This is a genomic window from Bacillus sp. EB600, from assembly GCF_024494385.1.
In the GTDB taxonomy this organism is placed as follows: Bacteria; Bacillota; Bacilli; order Bacillales; family Cytobacillaceae; genus JAEVLT01.
Map to the genome: position 1 here is coordinate 279,805 of NZ_JAEVLT010000002.1, position 24,064 is coordinate 303,868.

Here is a 24,064-nt window from a genome sequence, read left to right on the forward strand (position 1 = left end):
TATTGCCATTTCACTAGAAATGGCAACTAGCACGCGACTAAACCCGCGTGCTAGTTTTTTTTTCTTATATTTATTTATTTTCTTTTATCTCCGATTGGTCTGACTCGCCTAAAGATTTAAGTGCGGTCAGCTTATTTTCCCAAAATAATTCAAAATAATTCAGCCAATCTCTTAACTCCAGCAAAGGCTCCGGCTCAAGACTGTACCTTGTTTCCCGGCCGGCTTTTCTCTCTTTCACTAGTCCTGCATCTGCTAGAATATGAAGATGCTTCGAGACAGCGGTCCGACTCATCGGAAAGTGATCACTAATCACAGTGACAGACATTTCCTCTTTGCTTAACAGTTTTAAGAGCTTACGGCGTGTCGGATCTGCAACAGCTTGAAATACATCGTGCTTTGCTTGAGAAGAAGACATTTACGCCTCAACAAATGCTTGCAGTTTTTTGACAAGCCCTGCCCATCCTTGGTCCATGTTGTTACGTATCGGTGTATGTGGGGCCCCAAACTCTGTAACTTTATTTGCATCCCAGCCGGAATGAATAAGGGTGAATTCTGTTTTATCGCCAAGCTCTTTTAATTCAAACGTAAGTGTCCAATCCTTTCCCCAGTTAAATGCAAGTTTTTTTGGAGGATCCACTATGATTACTTTACACGGTGATATTCCAAATTGACCAGCATTTATATGAAACTCATGTCCCTCTACCGGTTGAAGATCATTTGGCATAAACCAAGCGCCTAAACCTTCCGATGTAGCAACCGCATCCCAAACCTTTTGAATTGGAGCATTATAAACGACTGTGTGACGGATATCCTGCAATGTTTCTTGTCCCATTTTATTTTTCTCCTTTTGTGTTCATATTTTTTTCGATTTTCTAAACATATATTTTTTAAAAATACTTCATAATTGTGAAACCTTTTGGTTTCACAATCGCTATTATAACACCTTTTGGTTTCATTTCAAGCTAGATTATTTATACAGAAGTGATACCAACCAAGTATCACTTCTAATTTCCTCGGAAACGAAAATTAGTGGACGTCATATTCGATATTTTTCCCGTAAAATATTTCATCCATTTCCCACTTCAGACTTTCTGTAATTTCGTTAATTTCTTCAGGTGTTAATTTCTCCTTCGTATATCCAAACAGGTAGTTATTGAGATCAAATTCCCGGAGCTTGCATTTTGTATGAAAGATATGCTCCTGATAGACATTCACATCAATCATATCGTATAAGTCAATAATGTTATCCGGGATATAATTTTGAATCGAACTAATATCGTGGTCAATAAACAGCTTATGACCGTTTTTATCCCTGGTAAAGCCGCGAACTCGGTAATCAATTGTCATGATATCCGTATCAAACGAACGAATAAGATAATGCAGCGCTTTAAGTGGGGAAATTTCCCCGCATGTCGATACATCAATATCGGCTCTAAACGTACTAATTCCTTCATCAGGATGGTATTCGGGATATGTATGGACTGTGATATGGCTCTTATCTAATTGCATAACGACGGATTCAGGAAGCGGACCCGGTGATTCCTCAAATGATTCATTCGGTATATGTTCAACAGGTCCTTCTGAAACGAGGAAGGTCACACTCGCCCCTTGAGGTACAAAATCCTGGCTTGCCACGTTTAATACATGCGCCCCAATAATATCAGATACATGTGAGAGGATGCCTGTTAATCTGTCTGCACTGTATTGCTCATCAATGTACTCCAGATAGGCTTCACGCTCCTCTTTTGTCCTTGTATAACAAATATCGTACATATTAAAGCTTAAGGTCTTCGTTAAATTGTTAAAGCCATGTAATTCAATCCGTTTCTGATGGGTTAGCTTCATGTTTTTTCCCCCTTGGTTTTATTTTCATACTGCACGTAAATATTTTTATTTTCCCCAATCTAGTTAAGAAAAAACAAACTTTAGCCAAGTTGACATCCCACCAAAAAATGATATATTAATATAGAAATATTCTTTAATACTTAAAAGCGTTTATGTAAAAAAGAAGTGAAAACACTGAGTTAGGATGGGTTGACTTCATGGAGAAAAAACAACAGGCTTTAAAACGGGGTTTATTGCCGCGGCATGTGCAATTTATTGCTTTGGCTGGTATGATCGGAACGGGAATTTTCAAGGGGAGTTCCGATACATTAAGTATGGCCGGACCTAGTGTTGTCGTTGCCTATCTAATAGGCGGGCTGCTGCTGTTTATTGTTATGGCTGCCTTAGGAGAAATGGCGATTGTTTACCCAAATTTAAACGTGCAGCATCTTGTCCTTAAAGCATTTGGCTTTCGAACATCCTTTATCGTCGGCTGGCTGTACTGGATCAATTACGTCATTGTAACCATTGTTGAATTATTAGCAGCAGGAAGCTTTTTGCAGTTTTGGTTTCCATCTGCACCGTTATGGTTATTAAGCTTCTTTTGCGCAGTGGTCATTGTTGGCATTAATTTATTTCAGGTAAAATATTATGGGGAGACGGAATTTTGGTTTGCAGGCATTAAAATTGTTGCATTAGTTGCCTTTATTATCTTAGGCGCATTGCTGCTCGCTGGCATTGTTCCAAGCCCTATTCATAATCCGATCTCTAATCTGCTGGGCCATGGCGGATTTTTCCCACACGGAATCCAAGGAACATTGAATGCGTTTCTCGTTGTTATGTTCTCCTATGGGGGAGCTGAATTAATCGGTGTGGCCGTAACCGAAACGAAAGATGCCGAAAAGGTTCTCCCGAAAGTTATCAAAAGCACGATCTGGAGAATCATCATTTTTTATATTTTCCCGATTCTGATTATTTGTGGAATCATTCCTTGGAATCAAGTAACAGGACAGGATAGTCCATTTGTTCAAGTATTTAGCTATGCAGGTCTGCCTGGTGCGGCAAATATCATGAACTTTGTGCTGTTAACCGCTGTCCTTTCTGCAGCAAACTCTGGTATTTATGCAACATCACGCACATTGTATTCAATGGCCCAAAGTGGTGAAGCGCCAAAAGTGCTGGCACGGACATCCAAGACAGGAACTCCGATTATGGGTATTATGATCACGAGTATTTGTATCTTAATTGGTGTTTTTTTAGCGTATATGACACCAAATCAAGTCATTGGTTATTTAATGTCCATACCTGGTTTTACAATCATGATCATTTGGATTTGCATCTGTGCTTCCCAAGTAAAGCTTCGTCCTGTTTATAAAAGGAGACCTGCCTTCCAATTAAAAGGCTACCCATATACAAATATTTTAGCGATGCTTTCACTTACTGTTATTGTGGTTGCTTTTATGTTTAATAAAGATAATTTAATTGGTTCAATCGTATGTCTTGTTACAGTCGTGGTACTTATTATTCTTTCCTTTATTATTAATAGAAACAAATAAGACAACCCGGGCAAAAACTGCCCGGTCCTTTTTTGGTTAGAGACAATCTAATAGCTTAACTTATCCTGTCAACTGGCTTTGGTTCCATTACGTTTACCGTTCCTAACAACCGCGACAACAAGTAAAAAGAGAGGAATGATGGTCTGTATGAATGGTCCAAAAAAAGGGAGTGTCGTCGTTAAAAAATGATTAAATGCCGTTGAGCTTGGTATCGACCAAAAGCCAAACTCTACAAACAAAATACCTAATGGCCATACAACGGGCCGGTAGTCCGAAAGATTCAGCCACTGCGCGGTCCCTATAGCGGATGCATAAAAAAATACGGAGATTTTGACAAATGCCCCTACTATCCAAATAGCCATGGCGACGGATTCCATGTTTTCAAAAAAGTCAGCAATACCAATATATCGACCAGCGGTTAACAGAGGATAATTCCATGTGGCCGTGGTTGGTCCAAGTATCATAAGAACCATAAGGTTTACTACAACTAGTGTCATCATCACGGCAAAAACCGTCATCATCCCAAACTTTTTTCCTTTTTTTACATCCGCTAAATAAGGAAGGAGAAAAGTCATCAGAAAAAATTCTGCATACCATCCACCCGGTACAATTGCACCCTTAATTGGGGGCATTATTCCCTCCCCCAATATGGGGAATATATTTTTAACATTATATTCAGGACTTAATAAAATGAAAAAAATAAAGAGCGGCACGATAAAAGCAGGCATAAACACTTGTGCTGCTCTTCCTAATACTTCTATTCCACCACGAACAACAAGCGCACATAGGAAAATCATCGTTACCATAATCACACTAATAGGAGTTTTAAACAGAAAAGAGCTGACAAGTAATTCACTATAACTTCTTAAGATTTGCCCCGTAGATTGGATATAAAAAAACAAAATGAAAAATCCGACCATTTTCCCCGCAATGCGGCCCATGATGTGTTCACTGAATTGGATAACCGTTTTGTTTGGATAAAGGTTGTGCAATTTATATGTTATATACACCGTGACAAACCCGATGAAACTCGACAAAATGGGAGTTAGCCATAAATCATTATCGGCATATTTTGCTGTGATGCTTGGAACCGAAATGATTATCGTTGCCACAATGGCAGGATACATCAAGATGGCCATTTGAAGGGATGAAATTTTTCCTTTCTCCATATCTTTCTCCTTTCCATGACCGTATGGACGAAATCACTCCTCAGTCAAAGTCATTTCTTTTCCATAAACTGTCCAACAGGCTTAAATAGTTCTTCGATCCATGTAAGGGGTCCTGGCATATTTGGGAGATCGAACATAGATAGCATCCAACCGATAAGCAACAGCATGAAAAACGCCCATTTGTCCTTTTTAGGGTGTTGTTTCATTTTCGGCCATTGAAACAAAATGATCACAGCAATAATGATCGTTGTACTAAAAAACGCTCCCCATCTCACTTTTCTTTCACCTTATCCTCAGGCAATCCCCCCGGTTCGATGATTGAACCTTGTCTGCGAATATGGGCCTCAACGTCAAGTATTACTCTCACGTTTGGAAACACCTCATCCCAGCGATTTTCGACTCGTTTAAACTGTTTCGGATATTTCCGATAGAATTCATCTGCGAAGCCTACTATATCCACTTTCAGTTTATGCTGTACTGGTTGAAGAGCCAGATGAATACGTTTTTTAATCGATTCTTGATACGCTTTTTCGACGATCCTAAGAAATTGGGGATCTGAAATGCTAAAATTCGTTCGGTTTTGCACAACTGTTCCTTCTGTTTTGACCTGCACTTTCATTTTCCATTCTCCAGTTTGAATTTCCGGAATCAGCCTAATACGAGCCGAGACAGGGTCTAAAGACACATCCCCAGCTGTGTTTTTAGGATTTACATTCACTGTATATCCTTTAATTTCATTTTTTAGCCATATTACCCCTCTTGTTTCTCGTTCGGTAATGGTCCCCACCATTCGATCCTTTCTAAAAATGGCTGTTCCAAAAATTCTAGGAACCAAGATTGACTCTTTTGGCTTTTGTTTGTATGTTTTCGGTAAAAGGTAGGGCAATGCAGCAGCCTGAGCTTTACCCATTAACATCTCATCCATATCCTTCATTGTGGCATCCATCCCGATCCTTGCTTTAGCTAGTTCCCGGATTACTTCTGATGAAGTTCGTTCCAGTTTAGGCGTCGATTCAAGGTACTGCCTTGCTTTCCCTTTACCAACAAATAGATAGGCTCTTTCCCTCGTTTGCGGATGGCGGAGCAGAAAATCCACCTGCTTTTGGATTCCTTCTTTTGCCAGCCTTTCTCCAAATATAAACACTTTGCATTGTCCCCAAAACACTTTTCGAGGTAAATTTCCTTGAACCTTTGACAGTGCATCGGCAAGATTGATTCCTTTCTCAGACGTTACTATTGTAAGCGCCCCACCACTAGAACCTCCCCCGCCGCTTTGGCCGCCTCCGCTGCTTATTGCATTCGGAAGGAACACTTGGATAGTCAGTTCGACATCGTTGTCTCCTTTTTTATCAATTGCTGCGCCTGTTACAATCGCCAAATCATTGATTTCCACCCGATCCCAGCAGCCGCTTAAAAAAAAGATCGATCCGCAAACAGTGAGCAAAAGAAAGAGACGTTTCATGTATTTCCCCCTCTAGTGTTTTCTTCTATCATTCACACCTTTTCGTCCCCATTTTGTGGATTTGGTTTCTGTCCAGCAGTTTGACGATATAAGTCAAACTCCCCTGTAAAATGCGGACGTGTATCCATCATCCACCAAGGAGATCTCCACAATAAATCCTTTAATTCCTTACGTTTTAGCGGTGCTACGGGCGCTAAATAGGGTTCACCGAAGGAACGCAAGCTGCATAAATGAATGACGATGGCAATAATCCCCATCATAATTCCAAGCAATCCCAAAGTAGCGGAAAGCAGCATCATTGGAAACCGCAGCAGCCGAATAGCTATTCCGGCAAAATAACGTGGGATCATAAAGGAAGCAATCCCTGTAATGGCAACGACAATGACCATTGGAGCTGAAACCAGCCCTGCTTGTACGGCAGCCTGGCCAATGACAAGTGCCCCAACAATGCTGACAGCAGCACCAACCTGCTTCGGCAAACGAACCCCTGCCTCCCTCAAGGCTTCAAAAGTAATTTCCATGAGCAGGGCTTCGACTACAGCAGGAAAAGGGACTGCTTCCCTTGAAGCTGATATGCTTAACAGCAATGTGCCTGGGACCATCTCTTGATGGAAAGACAAAATTGCTACATACAAAGAAGGCAGCAAAAGAGAAATGCCAAGAAAAACATAGCGAAGCAAACGGATAAACGTGCTAACCATAAAGCGCTGATAATAATCCTCATGTGATTGAAGCATGGAAAAGAAGGAAATAGGAGCGATTAAACAAAACGGGGTTCCTTCTACCAGGATCACTGCTCTTCCTTCGAGTAAGTTTGCACAAGCGGTATCCGGCCGTTCTGTTGACAGGATCTGCGGGAAGGGTGAGTACGGGTTGTCCTCAATCATTTCCTCGATATAATTACTTTCTAAGATTCCGTCGATCTTAATTCGATTCAGTCGGTTTGTTAACTCATTAATCAATGTTTTTTCTGCAAGTCCATCAATATAGACGAGAATTACCCTGGTCCCAGTATAATTTCCGATCTTCATGGATTGCATTTTTAGGGCAGGGGTTTTAATAATCCGGCGCAATTGAGAAGTACTTATCTGTAAAGATTCATTAAATCCCTCTCTTGGTCCTCTGATTCCTGCCTCTGCAGAAGGTTCCTCGATCCCCCGCTTTTCCCATTTAGCCAATCCTAAGGAAAAACCGTCATTCTCCCCTTCATACAAAAGAATGGGATTTCCTGATGAAATAGACTCAATACAATCCGCCAGCATATTCACTCGTTTCACGTTAGAAACAGGTACTTTATTTTCGGGAAACTCATTTAATGCTTCTATATCAAAGACTGTCTCCTGCATAAGTGGTGACAGGACATATTCATCGATTCCCTTAATATCTGAAAGTCCCTCTATATAAATAATCATTGCCCTCTTTTTTCCAAAAAGAACGAATGAACGGAACACGACATCAGAACACTTACTATAAATAGAACGAAATGCTTCTACGTTTTGATCGAAATTTTCATAGAGGGCCCCCTGTGGCTTTGGAACATTTTTTTGCTCAGGTTGTTTTTTTGATTTACTTAGCAATTTATTTACATTACGGATCAAGCTTGTCCCTCCATTTTATTTACCGCCAACTGCTTACTATGTTCCCCTATACTTGGTTATTTATTAAATTTTTTACATATTATGGAAGTACTTTTACACAAAAAAATACTTTCATTTTATTCTTTTGATATTCCAAAAAAATGCCTCTACTCCCATTGAAAAATGAGTGATCGTTTTTTCTTCTTCAACGTCAACTTGAAAGGGAGTAAATAGAGTATTTCGAACGATTTCCGCCTTCACTTTTTGCAACGGCCAAGGCCGGTGGTGAATTTCCCCACAAAAGACGCTGCCCCTTTTATTCGTACTAAAAAAGCAATAGCGCTCTGTAAGCCAATGGTCAACTGTTCCTTTTTCGGGAAGATAAACCTCCGAAAGAGGAACATATTTTCCCTCAAAGGCTATTGGAATTTTCATTTTTCCTTTCCGCAGACTTTGACAATAAAAGCTTTCCCCTTCTTTTTGAATGGATATTTGTGCAGGCTGATAAGGTAAACGATACCATTTCTTTGCGATTAGTAGCGAAGCCAAGTTCCCGACGTCAAGCGACATGAAATAAACACCTGGTTTTCCATTGCAATGCACATATGTCCTTACATTTATTTCCGTAAATTTAGGAGTAAGTGATACGGCTGCCAATCCGCGAAAATAAATTCCTTCCATAACGAATACAACTACACCTAACCATGCGGTTCCGTCAAAGGTGTCTATTTGTAAGGAACCGGGAATATGCGGCCGCAGTAATTCAACTGGGATAGGATAATGAACAAATAAAAGATCGTTCCATGTTTGTCGCAAAATCCAGTTTTTTGAAGGCAGAGGCCAAGGACGATGGGAAATATCATTCATTAAGTTCATGAAAAATCAAACCCCCTCTTTTTCATCTGTTCTTAGTTTGGTAAAAAATGAAAGTTCCATTCCTTGCATTCTGAAGGTATATGGTTAAATGATGTTCAATTTTTCATTTTTTGGAAACAATAAGAAAAGAAGATATCTCTCATAAAAAATTTGTAACTAATGGAGCAAGCAAATAAATGAACATTTATTATTTTTTAAGCTTTTTTATTCTACTCATACTATTCGCCGTATTTTTGTTTATACTTTTTGGCTGGCGCAGGGTGATAAAAGGAATGGTGAAGCACATAGGAAAAATCATTTTAACTGACCGTTATCAAGAAAATGTAATGGAAATGCTGCCTGGACTTCAACATATGGGCATTCAAAATACATTTGAAAATAGCTTGCGGGCCGAAACGGGAAAATTGCTTCATCGCCCGCTCGGTTCGTCTAAAAAATGGCCGCACCTTGATCCGATTACCTTTATCCCTGCTCAAACATCACCTTTTCCTATCGATCGTGACGAAGAGGTAGATGTGGCTGTCACTATTGGTCCTAAAGCAAAAAAGCCAATGAACGTTAACATACCACTGATGATCAGCGGTATGGGCTACGGGCTTTCACTTAGCGACAAAGCAAGACTATCATTGGCGGAAGCAGCTAGTAATGTTGGGACTGCGCTTAACTCTGGGGAAGGCGGGATCCTACCAGAAGAAGTCAACAATGCCGGAAAGTATATTTTGCAATTTTCCAGAACAGAATGGGCCAAAGAAGAAGACATTATTAAACGTGCCGACATGATTGAAATTAAATTGGGACAAGGTGCTGTTTTCGGGATGGGCTGGAAAATCCCGCAAAATACTATGTCAACTCGTGCCAATCAAGTAATGGGACTTAAAGATGGGGAGGAGGCCGTGGTTTTTGAACACTTTTTCGATAATCAACAGTTAGAGGACTTAAAGGAGCTTGTCGACGTGCTTCGGGACATGTCAGGCGGCGTTCCGATTGGTGTGAAAATTGGGGCCGGTGGAAAAATTGAGGAAGATATCGATCATTTAATAGACATTGGTGTAGATTTTATCACGGTTGATGGAGCCCAAGGCGGCACATATGGCGCACCGCCCCTTTTAGCAGATGATATTGGAATCCCGACCTTTCATGCGGTTACCCGGGCTGCTAATTACATGGAAAAGAGGAACGTAAAGAGGCAAATCAGCTTAATTGCTTCTGCCGGACTTTTTACTCCCGGTCATTGTTTAAAGGTGCTAGCACTCGGAGCCGATGCTGTCTATTTAGGCTCTGCCATCTTGTTTGCTGTCTCCCATAATCAAAACTTAAAAGCATTCCCTTTTGAACCGCCCACACAAGTTGTTTGGGATCTGGGAAAATTCAGAGATGAATTTAAGACGGAAGAAGGCGCAAAAGCAGTAGAGAAATACTTAACAGCAAGTACCGAAGAAATAAAAGTTGCACTTAGAGCAATGGGGAAACGCTCTTTACGAGAGTTATCAAAAAAAGATTTAGTTTCCTATGATAAATTGACCGCGAACATACTAGGAATTCCGTTTTCCTTTGAACCATGGAAAGACAACCAAAAGGAAATGTTGTAATCCTATTTCTGAAATAATGGAGAGACGCTATGACAAACATTTTAGTATTCCTGAACTTTGCCATGATATCCATATTCTTTTTCCTTTTCTTATTTATGCTTGTTGGCTGGCGTTGGATTATGAAAAAGGTTGTGAAAACAACTGGAAAAATTATTTTAACTGATAATTATGAAGAAAATATTATGGAATTACTGCCGGGACTGCGGCACATGGGTGTACAAAATGTGATTGAGAATACCTTGCGTGCCCAAACAGGCACTCCCATTGACCGCCCGCTTGGCGGGTCTGCAAAAAAATGGCCGCACCTCGATCCGATCACCTTTATCCCTGTCCAAACTTCACCGTTTCCGATTGATAGTGAAGAAAATGTAGATATTGCCGTTACCATTGGACCAAAGGCGAAAAAACCGATGGAAATAAAAATTCCCCTGATGATCAGCGGGATGGGCTACGGGCTTGCCCTTAGTGAACAAGCAAGGCTCTCTTTGGCTCAAGCAGCAAAAAAGGCAGGAACGGCACTTAACTCCGGCCAAGGTGGAATCCTGCCCGAGGAGTTACAAGCTGCCGGAAAGTATATTTTACAATTTTCTAAAACAGACTGGGGAAAGGAAGAAGACTTGCTTAAACGTGCTGATATGATTGAAATTCGATTAGGTCAGGGTGCGACGGTGGGGATGGGGAGAACGGTCCTTCCAGAAAATTTAAAAGGCCGTGCCCGTGAGATCATGGGGCTTAAGGATAATGAGCCAGCAGTTGTTACTGAAAACTTTTTTGAAGATCAAACACTGGTAGATATAAAAATGCTTGTCGAAGAACTTCGTGTTTTATCAGAAGGCGTTCCGATCGGGGCAAAAATTGGGGCCGGTGGGAAAATTGAAGAAGATATTGACCACTTACTCTTTATGGGGGTAGATTTTATTGTCATCGACGGCGGACAAGCAGCGATGCACGGGGCTTCACCTATTTTATATGATGATTTTGGAATTCCGACGTTGCACGCGGTGGTTAGGGCTGTTAATCATTTGGAAAAAAGAAACATGAAGGGACAAATTAGTTTAATCGTTTCAGGCGGACTTTTAGTGCCCGGACATTTTTTAAAAGTGCTGGCACTCGGGGCCGACGCTGTCTATGTAGGCTCTGCCATGCTTTTTGCTCTCGCACATGATCAAGTATTAAAAGCCATTCCATTTGAACCGCCAACCCAAACCGTTTGGTACAACGGTAAGTTCAAGGACCAATTTAAGATTGAAGATGGGGCAAAAGCAGCAGAAAATTTTCTCAGTGCGAGCACGGAAGAGATGAAAATAGCATTACGAGCAATGGGGAAACGATCCTTAAAAGAGCTATCCAAACAGGACCTGGTATCCTATGATGAATTGACCGCAAAAATGGTTGGAATACCGTTTTCCTTTGAGCCATGGGAGGACAGACAATAGGAATAGCTGTTAACTAAGAAAGTCCATATTTTCACTTATTTTTATAAGCTATGTTTAGGTATCTATGTCTACAATCTTATACCTTCAATAGGAAGAAAAAAAAGACGGTGGTTTCGCCGCCTTTTTCTTGTCGATTTATTCTTATTCCTTACAAAACAGCAGAGTTATTTTTCGCAGAATCCTTTTCCTTAGAGAAAAACCAGCCTGCTAGAGCGATCCCCACTAGCACAACATAGAAGCTTACTTTCCATTGTGTTGAATGGGCAAATTCCTCGCTCAAAAACGAGAGCGCCGGATGTGCCAGCGTATGGACGGCAAGCTTTACCCCAACCCAGCCCACAATCGTAAAGGCGGCGATTTCCAGCCCCGGCCTTTTCTCCATTAGCTTCACAAACAGGTTTGCCGCAAAACGCATGATGACGAGGCCAATAATGCCGCCAGCAAATACTACCAAGAATTTACCGCCATCAAGCCCGCCAATATTCGGGAGGGGTGTCTCAGGCAGCACCACGGCCATCGCCACGGCTGCAAGGATAGAGTCTATAGCAAAGGCAATGTCGGCCAATTCAACCTTTAGCACGGTTGTCCAAAAGCCGCTGCCTTTGCTAACCCTTTCTTCCTTCAATACTTCCACTTTTCCCTTCACAAGTTTTCGGAAAATATGATTGACCGCCATAAATAGAAGATAAATTGCCCCTATCGCTTGCATCTGCCACACATCTACTAAAAAGGAAATCGCAAACAGGGAAGCAAAACGAATGACAAGTGCACCAGTTAATCCATAAAATAACGATTTTTTTCGTTCTTCCTCCGGCAGGTGTTTAACCATAATTGCTAGTACCAATGCGTTATCAGCCGCTAATAGGCCCTCCAATGCAATTAATACAAGCAGCACCCAACCATACTCAAGTAATAATGAAATGTCCATAAAAAGCCTCCTAAATGAAATGAATTCTAGTCTATTTCCTTTTGCCAAGAAAAAAGGCCTTTACCATTACGGTAAAGGCCAAGAAAAATATAAAAAGACCTTTACCGTTTCAGTAAAGGTCTTGCTAACAACGTTAGGTTGCCAATAAAGCCGGAGAATGAATTCTCGTAATGACGACTTTATTTTACAGCTACTCCCCTTTAAAAGGAAATATTCTATTATTGTCACTTTATCAAACTTTTATAAGTATGTCAATCTCTGATGCAATCTAATGACTTAACCAATTTTCGAAGAAATCCTTGTACCCCTGCTTCATGACCGAACTGGAGAACTTTTCAAAGGCATATTCACGATTTTCAAGAGATACCTTTTTCGGTACTGCTGCAGCCATATTTACGAGCTCAAACCAATTCTGCTCATTTCCTGAAAAAGAATGCTTTGAACGAATGTGTCCATAGCAGGGATGTTCCGGTTTAACAACCATTTTCCCCATCGCCATTGCTTCGGTAAGCGGCATGGCAAAGGTGTCAAACTTTGAGCAATTCCAATAGACCTTTGCCGTATTCATAAGTGCAAACACTTCATCCTGCGTTAATGCAAATTGCAACTTCACATTATTAGGAATATCATACTTTTTCATACTCTCTTGATAACGAGAGCCGCCAAAGACCATATATACCTCTTTATCCTGGTTTTGACGGGCATATTCGATTACCAAATCCGGCCTTCTGTTCTCTTCATCCCGGCCAATCCAAAGAATCCGATTGTCAACCACCTGTCCCGGGTCAAAATTCGTGTTAGCTAATTCTTCATTAAAGCCAATTGGAATCACGGTTACATCAGCTACCCCAAAATTTCTGTTCATCTCTCTTTTAAGAAAATCTGTTTGCACAATTGCTTTATCAACAATCGAATAAAATGGCTTCATCATCTCGTACCCGGTTAAAGCGGGATCTGGAAAGCTGTGTGGAAAAAGAACACTATTCTGTATAAACATTTTTAGGAACGTAAAACCTGAAACTGTGTAAATTACATGTTCAATGTTTTCTTTATAGATTTGGTCAAGGACAATATCATAGTTGACCAGGTCTCCCTTTTCATGTTCATAGCCAGGAATCCAATCATAGCCGCTTACATGGCGCTCAGGAGAGATAAAAACAATCTCAACCCCTAATTCACTGCAGATTTGTTTCAAGCGGTCAGCAAACACACGAGGACCCTGCGCCTCCATATATTGAATTTTCCGCATCACTAAACCAACTTTTTTCATCGAATCCCCCATTATGAAAAAAAGCAGCCACATAACAGGCTACTTTTTCTAAATTCTACGTTTTATTTTACTTGAAAATCTCTTAACAAATCCACTTCTTCGCCTGTTAATTCGCGATATTCGCCCAGTTCGAGTGTTTCATCGAGCACAAGCGGCCCCATCGAAATCCGTTGTAAATAAACGACTCGCTTGCCTACTGCTTCAAACATTCTTTTTACTTGATGAAATTTACCTTCCGTAATCGTTAGCTCAATATCTGAGCGTATCCCCGACTTGAGAATCGTCAATTTTCCAGGCTTTGTTTCATAGCCGTCATCTAAAGTGACCCCATTTTGAAAGGCGGATACGTCCTCTTCAGTAACCTCCCCGTCAATGACAGCGAAGTATGTTTTCGGGACATGTTTTTTTGGTGACAGCAGCCGATGAGCCAGTTTTCCATCATTGGTAATCAGCAGCAATCCTTCCGTATCCTTATCCAGTCGGCCGACAGGAAATGGCTCATAGACCTGATCATCCATTTCCAATAAATCAATGACCGTTTCTCCAGTATGATCTTCTGTCGCGGATAAAACACCTGGTGGTTTATTCATCATTAAATAGATGAATTCCTTATATTCAATCGTGTCACCATTAAGGGTGACACGATCTTTGTCTGGGTCAACATGCTCCTTGGCATCCTTTACAACCACATCATTAATCGTTACCGCACCGTCTTTTAGCAGCTTTTTTACTTCTTTCCTGCTGCCATAACCAAGGTTGGCCAACAACTTATCTATTCTCATTTGCCACCCTCCAAATCACAATGTATTAGCCACGCAATCTCAACTTTTTCTTAATCGTGTCAACCCGATTGCCAAATAACCGATAAACAAGCCGGCTCTTCAGACCTAAGTAAAAATAAACTCCCGCCCCTACTGCAGCACAAACCACAATTATCACCAAGGACTGAACCTTAGACACAGGATTAAGGAATAACTGCAATAATTTTAACGTAATCTCTGTACATGTCCACATTATTCCCGTAAAAATAACAATTAACAAGCTTCGTCTAACGACAAGCCGGAAAGGATAGCGTGAATAAATTTTAATAACCACTAAATTAATGATAATTGCTGCCGCATATCCAAGCGCAGTTGCTAAAACCGCTCCCTGTGTTTGCATCGCTTTAATAAGCGGGATATTTAAGCTCAATTTAACCAGTAAGCCGACGAGCAAGCTTAGCATTGTAAAGCGCTGCTCGTTAATTCCCTGTAAGATTGCAGCCGTGACCGAATACAAAGAAAATAAAATAGCAACAGGTGAATAGGCTGCCAGGACAGAAATTCCAAGTGGATCATGCTCATAAAAGACGGTATAAATTGGTTCTGCTAATAACGATAATCCCATTGCAGCAGGAAGTGTTAAAAATAACAACACTTGAAATGCTTGGTTAAGCTGATGATTCATATCTTCGCGGTCATTTGCTATATATGCTTTTGTAACACTTGGAACAAGCGTTAAAGAAAAGGCAGTTGCCAACGAAACCGGAATAATAACAATTTTTTGTGATTCAAAGTTTAAAATCGAAAAAGCTGTATCTGCTAATTTTATTTGATTAATGGCAACCATGGCACGTGTAAAAGTAATTTGATCAATAAATTGAAATAAAGGATTGGCAATTCCGACAAAAACAAATGGTGCAGCATAAAGTAAAATTTCTTTATAAATCTGCAGCAGGGAAATATTCAAAGTACCTTTATCCTGTTTTAGAAGTTCATCCAAATAGGGCTTTCTTTTAAACCAATACCAAAATAACACAACCAAACTGCCAATTGCACCAATAAATGCAGCAAAGGTTGAGACACTAACTGCATTTACAATACCACCATGTAACATTTGCAGTACAACATAGGCCCCTACTAAAGTAAAAATAATCCGGACTATCTGTTCAATTACTTGAGAAACTGCAGAAGGCCCCATTGATTCATGTCCTTGAAAGAAGCCTCTAATTAAACTCATAAACGGAACAACAATCAATGCCCAACTTACAGCTCGAATAACCGTAGCTACTTCACTTACACTAAACGTTTGCTTTTCACTGCCAATGCTCAATTTAGCCAAAGCAGGTGCAGCAAGATACAAAACTAAAAAGGCAATAAAGCCGGATAACATCATAATCACTAAACCAGATTTAAATAGTTTTCGTCCAACTGCATATTCTTCAAGTGCATTATACTTTGAAATGAATTTTGAAACGGCAAGAGGTACCCCCGCTGTAGCAATACTAATAAATATCGTATATGGGACATAACCGAAATTATATAACTGTGTCCCATGATTCCCAACAATTTGATAGAACGGGATAACGTAAAATAAGCCGAGAACTTTGGAAAGGATAGTTCCAACAGTTAAAATTAATGTTCCTCTTAAAAGCTGTGATGATGACATATGGTCTCTTCTCCTCGTACAAATGTGAGGCGTGAATTTAGAGTCTATTTCAATAGAGAATTGGACTTTTTTGCACACTATTAGTAGTGTACAACTTCTTTTCGAACGGCGCTATAACAATAATATTAAATTTTTAGAATATCGGTCCTGCTGTTGCAATCATTGTCTGCTTTCTAATATGTCTGTTTATGTTTATAATGAAAATGCATAATAGTTCTAGTTTTACCTTTTTTAAAGAAATCGTACATAGAGTTGGTGAAAATATGGAATATGATGTAATTGTCGTTGGCGGCGGTCCATCAGGATTAATGGCCGCAATTGGTGCAGGCGAGCAGGGTGCGCGTGTGCTGCTTATTGATAAAAAGGACAAGCTTGGCAGAAAACTGGCAATTTCCGGTGGCGGGCGCTGTAATGTGACCAACCGTCTCCCAATTGAAGAGATTATTAAACATCTGCCAGGAAACGGGAAATTTTTATATAGTGCTTTTTCTATTTTTAATAATGAAGACATCATTACTTTTTTTGAAAAAATGGGTGTGTTATTAAAAGAAGAAGATCACGGCCGAATGTTCCCCATCTCAAATAGTTCTCAATCAGTTGTTGAAGCCCTTTTAGAAAAATTAGCGGATTTGAAGGTCAGAGTTTATAAAAATTCTCCCGTAAAGGATATCATTTATAAAAATGGGGCAACTGCTGCGGTCGTATTAGAGAATGGAAATCAAATCTCAACCAATGCAGTAGTGATTGCTGTTGGCGGAAAATCTGTTCCACATACGGGGTCTACAGGGGATGGCTATGCCTGGGCAGAAAAAGCAGGCCACACAATTACTGATCTTTTTCCAACAGAGGTTCCCGTTACCTCAAATGAACCGTTTATAAAAGCGAAAACACTTCAGGGTATATCGTTAAGAGATGTCAATCTTAGCGTGTTAAATCCAAAGGAAAAACCACTAATCTCCCATCGAATGGATATGATTTTTACTCACTTTGGTGTCAGCGGTCCTGCCGTCCTTCGCTGCAGTCAATTTGTCTTAAAAGCTATGAAAAAATGGAACCTAAAAGAGGTTACAATGAGTCTTGATGCCCTTCCTGACAAGACAGAGGAAGAACTATTTCAGGAAATCGGCAGACTTGTCAAAACTGAACCCAAGAAAAGCATCAAAAATATCCTAAAAGGATTCCTCCCAGAACGATACTTGCTTTTTCTACTTGAGCAAACGGAGATTGACATAAATTCGCAGGGTGGAACGATTTCAAATGAAAAAATTCGTACTTTTTCAAAAAACTGCAAACATTTTACCTTTCATGTTAATGGTACCCTTCCATTGGAAAAGGCCTTTGTTACTGGCGGAGGTGTATCAGTAAAGGAAATTGAACCTCATACTATGGCATCAAAACGAATGGATGGTCTTTACTTTTGTGGCGAAATTCTTGATATTCACGGTTATACAGGCGGCTACAACATTACGGCCGCGCTCGTCACAGGACGACTAGCTGGTACCAATGCGGCTCTTTTTGCGAAGAATCCCCGGTCATGACTTTTTGTCATGACCGATAAATAATCATGGCTGTAAAACAATAAATTTGTTCTTCCTCGTCTTCCTCCGGTATTGCTGCAATATTATATTTTATATCGACCAGTTTCCTCTCATCGATTCCTTTTAAAAACCGATTCATCTCCTTTTCCAAATCCTTCTCATGCTCGCGATCAAATAGTTTAACTTTTATCAAAGTACTCTCCTCCTTTTCCTCTTTTTTATCGTCTAGCTCCAGCTCCCAGCGACTAGTGTACTTCGCCCACTTCCCTACGATAAGTCAAGCACGAATGCGCTAACGCTCTTCGTGTTTCCTTTATCTCAGTCAGTGGGCTCCAGTCCATACGTCGCTAAACGGTCGCTTGCGCTTTTGTTCTTATTCTTTCCATTTTTTCTGAATTTTATAAATACACACGTTACATCCAGTTATTTTGGATAAGCTTATAAATATAAAAACGAAATTAAGAGAATTTTAAGATTCGGCTTGTAAAGTACATATTAGTAAAGCGAACTGAGAAGGTGAAACTTAAATAGCCCAGAAAAATTAATAAGGGCAACTTTTTTTGAAAGGAGTCATTAAATTGGACAAAAAGCAGTTTACCTTCTGGGGAGTAAGCTTTGGAAGTCTTGCTCTTGTAGCAGGCATGGTATCATATCTTGGATTAAATACCAAAGATACAACAGCCAAATCGAATCAATCCCCAGCATCAAGTCAAAATTCAATCCAACAAGTACCCTCTCAAACCGAAAATAGCCAAAATACTTTTGGGAGCCGAGCTAATGATAATGATGCTTCCTCTTCTTCTGGGGATGACCAACCGACTACTGATAATAGGGCTTCCTCCAGCTATGGGGATGACCAACCAACTAATAATAATGGAGCTTCTTCCAGCTTTGGGAATGACCAAGTGACTAATAATAATGGAGCTTCTTCCAGCTTTGGGGATGACCAACCGACTACAGATAGTAGTCAGTCGCTCTTTGATAATGGCAGTTCCCAGCAAAATAGTAATCAATCTTCAGGTCAGCGTTCTTTTGGGCATCACGGACGGTTTGACACAACAACTGGTGGAACCTGATGTATAAATACAATTTCAACTCAATGAGTACCATGGTCCAAATTTCAATAAATCATGAACTTTTCGCCAATGATTTAATGCCCGTGTATAAAATATTTACAATCGTTGAGGATACATGCAGCCGGTTTAAAAGGGATAGTGAATTATCCCTTTTAAACCAACAAATTGGAAAAGAAGCTTTGGTCTCTGAAGTACTGTTATTCATTCTAAAAGATGCCTTAAAATTCTATCAAGAAACAGACGGGGTATTTAATCCAGGTATTTTAACAGCAATTGAAAACAGCGGCTATACAAAATCAATTGAATATATAAGAGGAATGGAATTGAACCACCCCCTCCATTCGGCACCTGTAGCCACAAACATTCCCCCCTACCATTTGGAAGAATCAAAACAGACAGTTGTTTTACAAACACGGATTGATTTAGGAGGGATAGCTAAGGGCTGGGCGATTGACCGGGCAGTAAATCTGTTATCACATCATGGATACGGATTTATTAACGTTGGGGGAGATATCCGCATATTTGGTCAGTTACCGCGGCCATTAAATATTGGAATTGAAGATCCGTTTGATCCGGCTGTAATAATTTCAGCGATCCAAGTTTCTGACGGGGGTGTTGCCACTTCCACTTCGATGAAAAGAAGATGGCAGATGGACGGGAGAAACAAACATCATCTGATCGACCCATTTACAGGGGAACCATCGAATAGTCTGATCGTTTCTTCAACCGTCACTGCTCCCACTGCCTTAGAGGCAGACGTATGGGCAAAGGTTACACTTTTATTAGGAGAGGAAAAGGGAAAAGCCTGGATTTCTAGTAAGGGTGCCCCAGCCGTTCTAGTCAATCAATCGAAAAAAATTTGGAGAGGAGGAGAATAATATGCAAATGCTTGAGTGGTACATGATTCGGGGCACCGGTACAGTTGCCTATCTATTATTATATTTAACGGTGATGATCGGCCTTTTTTCGCAAGTGCAGAAGAAGCGCAAAAAGAAAATGAATGGAATCATCAATCTTCATGAATCACTTTCGAACTGGGCGCTCATCCTCGTATTCGGGCACTTGGGACTTTTATTAATAGACTCGTATATAGGCTTTAACTGGACTGAAGTCATTGTTCCATTTCACACTACTTTTAAGCCTTTCCCAATGGCCCTTGGTACCATTTCTTTTTATTTTTTAATCATTACCATCTTTACATCGAAGCTGCGCAAAAAGGTCGGTTATCTCAGATGGCGTAAATCACACGCGCTAAATCCAATACTTTATATAATGGTTACGATTCACGGCTTATGGATTGGAACAGACTTTAACGGAGAAATTTTGGCAATCGTGAATTTAATTCCGATACCTATAATGGGAATCTTTGCCCTGCTCACGAAGTTCACCAAAGAGAAACCAAAAACAACAGGTGCGGTTACCCGAGCTACAAGGTCATAAAAAAAACCGATTCCAACTGGAATCGGTTATTCTGTTTCTCCTGTCCACTCAAGCATTCCGCCTATCATATTGCGAACCTTATAGCCCTGATCCTGAAGGAATAGACAGACATTTTCACTGCGCCGGCTTGAGCGGCAAATGAAGATATACTCTTTATTTTTATCAAAGTAATTCAGGCTGGCCGGAATCTCAGCCATTGGAATATGTTTTGCCCCTGGAATTTTCCCCTGCTCGACTTCGTAATCTTCACGAACGTCAACAAGCTCAAGCTTTTCCCCTTCATCAAGCTTCTTTTTTAATTCTTCTGGCGTAATAATCTTTACTTCTTCCACAACAAGCACCCCTTTTATAAAAACATCCTCCAAGAACTAGGAGGATGTTTATTTTATTAAAATATATCTTAGAACCTAGAAAACTGTCCAGTTCGGACACTCAGCGACGAATGTACTCCCTCTCCTAGGTTTCTAAATTAGGCGCATCCGCTTTTCTTTTTAATTAGCAACAATATTAACTAATTTACCTGGTACGGTAATGACCTTGCGGACCGTTTTTCCTTCAATTTGTTCCTTTATTTTTTCATCGTCCATTGCAATTTGTTCAAGTACCTCTTTGCTTGCCCCATTTGGAACTGTCAGCTTGTGCTTGATTTTGCCATTAACTTGAATAACAATTTCGATCTCGTTATCAATTAGCTTGGATTCATCATATGCTGGCCATGCTTCATAGGAAATCGTATCGGAATAGCCTAATTTTTCCCAAAGTTCTTCAGCTAGATGCGGACAAATTGGCGCAAGAAGTTTTACAAATCCCTCCATAAATTGTTTTGGAAGAACTGTTGATTTATATGCATCATTGATAAATACCATCAGTTGCGAAATCGCTGTATTAAAGTGCAGATTCTCTAGATCTTCAGTCACTTTCTTTACTGTTTGATGATAAGTTCTTTCCAGATGAGCCACTTCTTCTACCGTTTGGATTTTCGGATTTAATTCTCCAGTATCCTCAACAAATAGGCGCCAAATACGATCAAGGAAGCGGCGTGAACCATCAAGCCCATTTGTTGACCAAGCAATCGATGCATCCAGCGGTCCCATGAACATTTCGTACACGCGAAGTGTATCAGCACCATGGCTGGTAACAATGTCATCCGGATTTACCACGTTACCTTTTGATTTACTCATTTTTTCATTATTTTCCCCTAAGATCATTCCTTGATTAAATAGCTTTTGGAAAGGCTCTTTCGTAGGAACAATACCGATATCATACAAGAACTTATGCCAGAAACGGGCATATAGCAGATGAAGCACAGCGTGCTCAGCCCCGCCAATGTATATATCAACCGGAAGCCATGTTTTTAATTTTTCAGGTGATGCCAGCTCATGATCATTCCTTGGGTCAATGAAACGCAAGTAATACCAGCAGCTGCCTGCCCATTGCGGCATCGTGTTTGTTTCGCGGCGGCCATGTTTACCTGTTTCTGGATCCACTACATTTACCCAATCCGCAATGTTAGCAAGAGGTGATTCTCCTGTACCGGATGGTTTAATTTCTGTAGTTATTGGCAGTGTTAACGGCAGTTGATCTTCTGGCACTGCTGTCATTGTGCCATCTTCCCAATGGATAATCGGAATTGGTTCACCCCAATACCGCTGGCGGCTAAACAGCCAATCGCGCAGACGATAGGTGACTTTTTTCGTGCCGATTCCTTGCTCCTCTAACCAGAGAAGCATTTTTTGAATACCTTCGATTTTATTTAAACCGTTTAAGAAGTCCGAATTAATATGCTCACCATCACCTGTGAAGGCTTCTTTCTCAATATCGCCACCGGCAACAACCTGACGGATCGGAAGAGCAAATGTTTTCGCAAATTCATAATCACGTTCATCATGAGCAGGAACGGCCATAATCGCACCCGTTCCGTAGCTTACGAGTACATAATCAGCAATCCAGATTGGCATTTTTTCATTGTTTACTGGATTAATCGCATACGCACCTGTGAACACCCCGGTTTTTTCCTTCGCAAGGTCTGTACGTTCAAGATCACTTTTGCTCTTAATTTTATCTAAATAAGCAGCAACTGCTTCCTTTTGGTCTTTTGTTGTAATTTTTTCAACGAGAGCATGTTCTGGGGCCAACACCGTATAGGTAGCACCAAACAATGTGTCTGGACGAGTTGTGAACACAGTAAACGTTTCATTGTACCCATCAATTTTAAAAGTAACTTCTGCTCCTTCTGAACGGCCGATCCAATTACGCTGCATATCTTTAATGCTCTCAGGCCAATCCAATTCCTCAAGGTCCTCAAGCAAACGATCGGCATACGCAGTAATCCTCAGCATCCATTGTTTCATAGGCCGGCGTTCAACAGGATGTCCCCCGCGTTCACTTTTTCCATCAATGACTTCTTCATTAGCCAATACTGTACCGAGCGCAGGACACCAGTTAACGGCAACTTCGTCAATATATGCAAGGCCTTTTTTATAAAGCTGCAGGAAAATCCATTGGGTCCATTTATAATACTCAGGATCGGTTGTGTTGACTTCGCGATCCCAATCGTATGAAAACCCAAGCGATTTAATTTGACGGCGGAAGTTATCAATGTTTTTCTTTGTAAATTCTGCAGGATCATTTCCAGTATCCAACGCATATTGCTCTGCTGGCAAACCGAATGCATCCCAGCCCATTGGATGAAGCACATTATAGCCCTGCATCCTTTTTAAACGAGATAGAATATCTGTTGCCGTGTAGCCTTCAGGGTGTCCAACATGGAGCCCTGCCCCTGATGGATATGGGAACATATCTAACGCGTAGAATTTCCGTTTTCCTTTATCTTCTTTTGTTTTAAATGTTTTTTCCCCTTCCCATTTTTTTTGCCACTTTTGTTCAATTTGTTGATGATCAAAGCTCATTGCAATTTCCTCCTATTTAAAATAAAAAAACTCTCATCCCTAAACAAGGGACGAGAGGATTATGTATGAATCTTCCCGCGGTACCACCCACATTAGTGTTATAAACACCCGCTTCATTCATCCTTAACGCGGAATACGGCAAACATTACTGCTTTTCATGCCTGCAACTCAGGAGGCGAGTTCATGAATTCCCAGGTTGACTTGCACCGTCCGTCAACTCTCTTTGCTCCGGGATAATAACCATTACTACTCCTCATCAATGTCATTATAAATATAAAGTATACGGTTATTGTATTAAACTTTCCATCAGGATGCAAGTAATCGTTACACACTAATTCAGTTTAGACGCCATCATTCTTTTATATACGTTATAAATCTAAAAAGACGGCTCACCAATGTGAACCGGTTCTAGAGATTTCTTTATAACCATAGACAGTCAAGTAGTAAAAATACCCCCAAACTTGGGGGTATTGATGTTGCTATTTTATGAAGATTGTTCCGGTTCTTGGTGCATTTTCGATTTTACCGGCTGTCCGCCCAATTTTTCGTATTTCAGTTTTGATTGCTTTACGACATCAAAATCTTGTCCAAGCTCAAGATCTTGATTATTAATCCCATTTCTCGTCTTTTGTTCCGGGTTTTGTTGCTTTGAGCGCTTTTTCACTTGGTTTCCTCCCTTTTAGTACCCTTGTAAAACCATCTTGTTTTGCAGCTCCTGAAGCTGGAGTCTCATTCGATGGAGCTGGTCACGTTGTTGTGAGTTGGCGCTAAGCGCCATTTTACAAACATCTTGATAGGTTTGTTCAAGTCCTTGTAAGGCACTGGTATAATCGTCATTATTGTAATGCTGTTGAAGACTGCTTTCCTCATACTGTTTCTGGGCATAGCGAATTGTATCCTCACATTGTTGAAGTAAACCTTCGACTGAATCCCGAGTTGCCATCTAAAAACCCCCTTTAGATTTAAACCCCCATTGAAGCAAACCGC

General features: G+C 40.5%; 24 protein-coding genes and 1 other annotated feature. Of the genes, 7 read left to right on the forward strand and 17 right to left on the reverse strand.

What is annotated here, in order from left to right; all coding sequences use genetic code 11:
- Positions 1–70 precede the first annotated feature (70 nt).
- The 3 genes from JN080_RS04040 to speD all read right to left on the reverse strand — a co-directional run bounded on the left by JN080_RS04040 (position 71) and on the right by speD (position 1,845).
- Positions 71–415 carry an ArsR/SmtB family transcription factor gene (locus JN080_RS04040; RefSeq protein ID WP_256234624.1) on the reverse strand — a complete coding sequence of 115 codons (345 nt, stop codon included), beginning with the start codon at positions 413–415 and terminating at the stop codon, positions 71–73.
- Positions 416–832 carry an SRPBCC family protein gene (locus tag JN080_RS04045; RefSeq protein WP_256234625.1) on the reverse strand — a complete coding sequence of 139 codons (417 nt, stop codon included), beginning with the start codon at positions 830–832 and terminating at the stop codon, positions 416–418.
- 194 nt (positions 833–1,026) lie between these two features.
- On the reverse strand, positions 1,027–1,845 hold the full coding sequence (speD, locus tag JN080_RS04050; RefSeq protein WP_256234626.1) for an adenosylmethionine decarboxylase: 819 nt from the start codon (positions 1,843–1,845) through the stop codon (positions 1,027–1,029).
- A 197-nt stretch (positions 1,846–2,042) separates the two neighbouring features.
- Between speD and JN080_RS04055 the strand changes: the two genes are divergently transcribed.
- Positions 2,043–3,380 (forward strand): amino acid permease, encoded by a 1,338-nt coding sequence (locus JN080_RS04055; protein ID WP_256234627.1) that lies wholly within the window; start codon positions 2,043–2,045, stop codon positions 3,378–3,380.
- A gap of 68 nt (positions 3,381–3,448) precedes the next feature.
- Here JN080_RS04055 and JN080_RS04060 read toward each other — a convergent pair whose 3' ends face one another.
- From JN080_RS04060 to JN080_RS04080, 5 genes are all read right to left on the reverse strand, one after another.
- Complete coding sequence (locus tag JN080_RS04060; protein WP_256234628.1) at positions 3,449–4,549, reverse strand: GerAB/ArcD/ProY family transporter; 1,101 nt, start codon at positions 4,547–4,549, stop codon at positions 3,449–3,451.
- Between the two features lie 50 nt (positions 4,550–4,599).
- Entirely contained in the window at positions 4,600–4,824 is a 225-nt protein-coding gene (locus tag JN080_RS04065) for a hypothetical protein (RefSeq protein WP_256234629.1), read from the reverse strand.
- Positions 4,821–6,011, reverse strand: coding sequence for a Ger(x)C family spore germination protein (locus JN080_RS04070; protein WP_256234630.1), 1,191 nt, complete (start codon positions 6,009–6,011; stop codon positions 4,821–4,823). The genes JN080_RS04065 and JN080_RS04070 overlap by 4 nt, the downstream gene beginning before the upstream one ends.
- 32 nt (positions 6,012–6,043) lie before the next feature.
- The gene (locus JN080_RS04075) at positions 6,044–7,609 is read right to left on the reverse strand and encodes a spore germination protein (protein ID WP_256234631.1); all 1,566 of its coding nucleotides are present in this window, start codon (positions 7,607–7,609) and stop codon (positions 6,044–6,046) included.
- Between the two features lie 111 nt (positions 7,610–7,720).
- Positions 7,721–8,464 carry a YqjF family protein gene (locus JN080_RS04080; RefSeq protein ID WP_256234632.1) on the reverse strand — a complete coding sequence of 248 codons (744 nt, stop codon included), beginning with the start codon at positions 8,462–8,464 and terminating at the stop codon, positions 7,721–7,723.
- A gap of 176 nt (positions 8,465–8,640) precedes the next feature.
- Between JN080_RS04080 and JN080_RS04085 the strand changes: the two genes are divergently transcribed.
- The gene (locus JN080_RS04085; RefSeq protein WP_256234633.1) at positions 8,641–10,053 is read left to right on the forward strand and encodes an FMN-binding glutamate synthase family protein; all 1,413 of its coding nucleotides are present in this window, start codon (positions 8,641–8,643) and stop codon (positions 10,051–10,053) included.
- Positions 10,054–10,082: 29 nt separating this feature from the next.
- Positions 10,083–11,489: an FMN-binding glutamate synthase family protein gene (locus tag JN080_RS04090; protein ID WP_256234634.1), complete on the forward strand. Its 1,407-nt coding sequence runs from the start codon at positions 10,083–10,085 to the stop codon at positions 11,487–11,489.
- Between the two features lie 148 nt (positions 11,490–11,637).
- Here the strand turns inward: JN080_RS04090 and JN080_RS04095 are convergent, their stop codons facing one another.
- From JN080_RS04095 to JN080_RS04110, 4 genes are all read right to left on the reverse strand, one after another.
- Entirely contained in the window at positions 11,638–12,417 is a 780-nt protein-coding gene (locus JN080_RS04095; RefSeq protein WP_256234636.1) for a TerC family protein, read from the reverse strand.
- A gap of 268 nt (positions 12,418–12,685) precedes the next feature.
- Positions 12,686–13,687, reverse strand: coding sequence for a glycosyltransferase (locus JN080_RS04100; RefSeq protein WP_256234637.1), 1,002 nt, complete (start codon positions 13,685–13,687; stop codon positions 12,686–12,688).
- A 62-nt stretch (positions 13,688–13,749) separates the two neighbouring features.
- On the reverse strand, positions 13,750–14,469 hold the full coding sequence (locus JN080_RS04105) for a pseudouridine synthase (protein ID WP_256234638.1): 720 nt from the start codon (positions 14,467–14,469) through the stop codon (positions 13,750–13,752).
- A 25-nt stretch (positions 14,470–14,494) separates the two neighbouring features.
- Positions 14,495–16,114: a putative polysaccharide biosynthesis protein gene (locus JN080_RS04110; protein WP_256234639.1), complete on the reverse strand. Its 1,620-nt coding sequence runs from the start codon at positions 16,112–16,114 to the stop codon at positions 14,495–14,497.
- 263 nt (positions 16,115–16,377) lie between these two features.
- On the opposite strand from JN080_RS04110, the gene JN080_RS04115 reads away from it, so the two are divergent.
- Complete coding sequence (locus tag JN080_RS04115) at positions 16,378–17,652, forward strand: BaiN/RdsA family NAD(P)/FAD-dependent oxidoreductase (protein WP_256234640.1); 1,275 nt, start codon at positions 16,378–16,380, stop codon at positions 17,650–17,652.
- Between the two features lie 7 nt (positions 17,653–17,659).
- Here the strand turns inward: JN080_RS04115 and JN080_RS04120 are convergent, their stop codons facing one another.
- On the reverse strand, positions 17,660–17,845 hold the full coding sequence (locus JN080_RS04120) for a sporulation protein Cse60 (protein WP_256234641.1): 186 nt from the start codon (positions 17,843–17,845) through the stop codon (positions 17,660–17,662).
- A gap of 385 nt (positions 17,846–18,230) precedes the next feature.
- On the opposite strand from JN080_RS04120, the gene JN080_RS04125 reads away from it, so the two are divergent.
- From JN080_RS04125 to JN080_RS04135, 3 genes are read left to right on the forward strand one after another with little or no spacing between them, the layout of a single operon-like run.
- Positions 18,231–18,728 (forward strand): hypothetical protein, encoded by a 498-nt coding sequence (locus tag JN080_RS04125; protein ID WP_256234642.1) that lies wholly within the window; start codon positions 18,231–18,233, stop codon positions 18,726–18,728.
- The gene (locus tag JN080_RS04130; protein ID WP_256234643.1) at positions 18,728–19,606 is read left to right on the forward strand and encodes an FAD:protein FMN transferase; all 879 of its coding nucleotides are present in this window, start codon (positions 18,728–18,730) and stop codon (positions 19,604–19,606) included. Before JN080_RS04125 ends, JN080_RS04130 begins: the two co-directional genes overlap by 1 nt.
- A 1-nt stretch (position 19,607) precedes the next feature.
- Positions 19,608–20,168 (forward strand): ferric reductase-like transmembrane domain-containing protein, encoded by a 561-nt coding sequence (locus JN080_RS04135; RefSeq protein ID WP_256234644.1) that lies wholly within the window; start codon positions 19,608–19,610, stop codon positions 20,166–20,168.
- Between the two features lie 26 nt (positions 20,169–20,194).
- Here JN080_RS04135 and JN080_RS04140 read toward each other — a convergent pair whose 3' ends face one another.
- The 4 genes from JN080_RS04140 to JN080_RS04155 all read right to left on the reverse strand — a co-directional run bounded on the left by JN080_RS04140 (position 20,195) and on the right by JN080_RS04155 (position 24,020).
- Positions 20,195–20,500, reverse strand: a complete 306-nt coding sequence (locus JN080_RS04140; RefSeq protein WP_256234645.1) for a rhodanese-like domain-containing protein — start codon at positions 20,498–20,500, stop codon at positions 20,195–20,197.
- Positions 20,501–20,659: 159 nt separating this feature from the next.
- Positions 20,660–23,077, reverse strand: a complete 2,418-nt coding sequence (leuS, locus tag JN080_RS04145; protein WP_256234646.1) for a leucine--tRNA ligase — start codon at positions 23,075–23,077, stop codon at positions 20,660–20,662.
- Between the two features lie 43 nt (positions 23,078–23,120).
- Positions 23,121–23,346 (reverse strand) — a binding site (T-box leader).
- 215 nt (positions 23,347–23,561) lie between these two features.
- Complete coding sequence (locus tag JN080_RS04150; RefSeq protein WP_256234647.1) at positions 23,562–23,741, reverse strand: glycogen biosynthesis protein GlgD; 180 nt, start codon at positions 23,739–23,741, stop codon at positions 23,562–23,564.
- A gap of 15 nt (positions 23,742–23,756) precedes the next feature.
- The gene (locus JN080_RS04155) at positions 23,757–24,020 is read right to left on the reverse strand and encodes a YtzC family protein (protein WP_256234648.1); all 264 of its coding nucleotides are present in this window, start codon (positions 24,018–24,020) and stop codon (positions 23,757–23,759) included.
- Positions 24,021–24,064 lie beyond the last annotated feature (44 nt).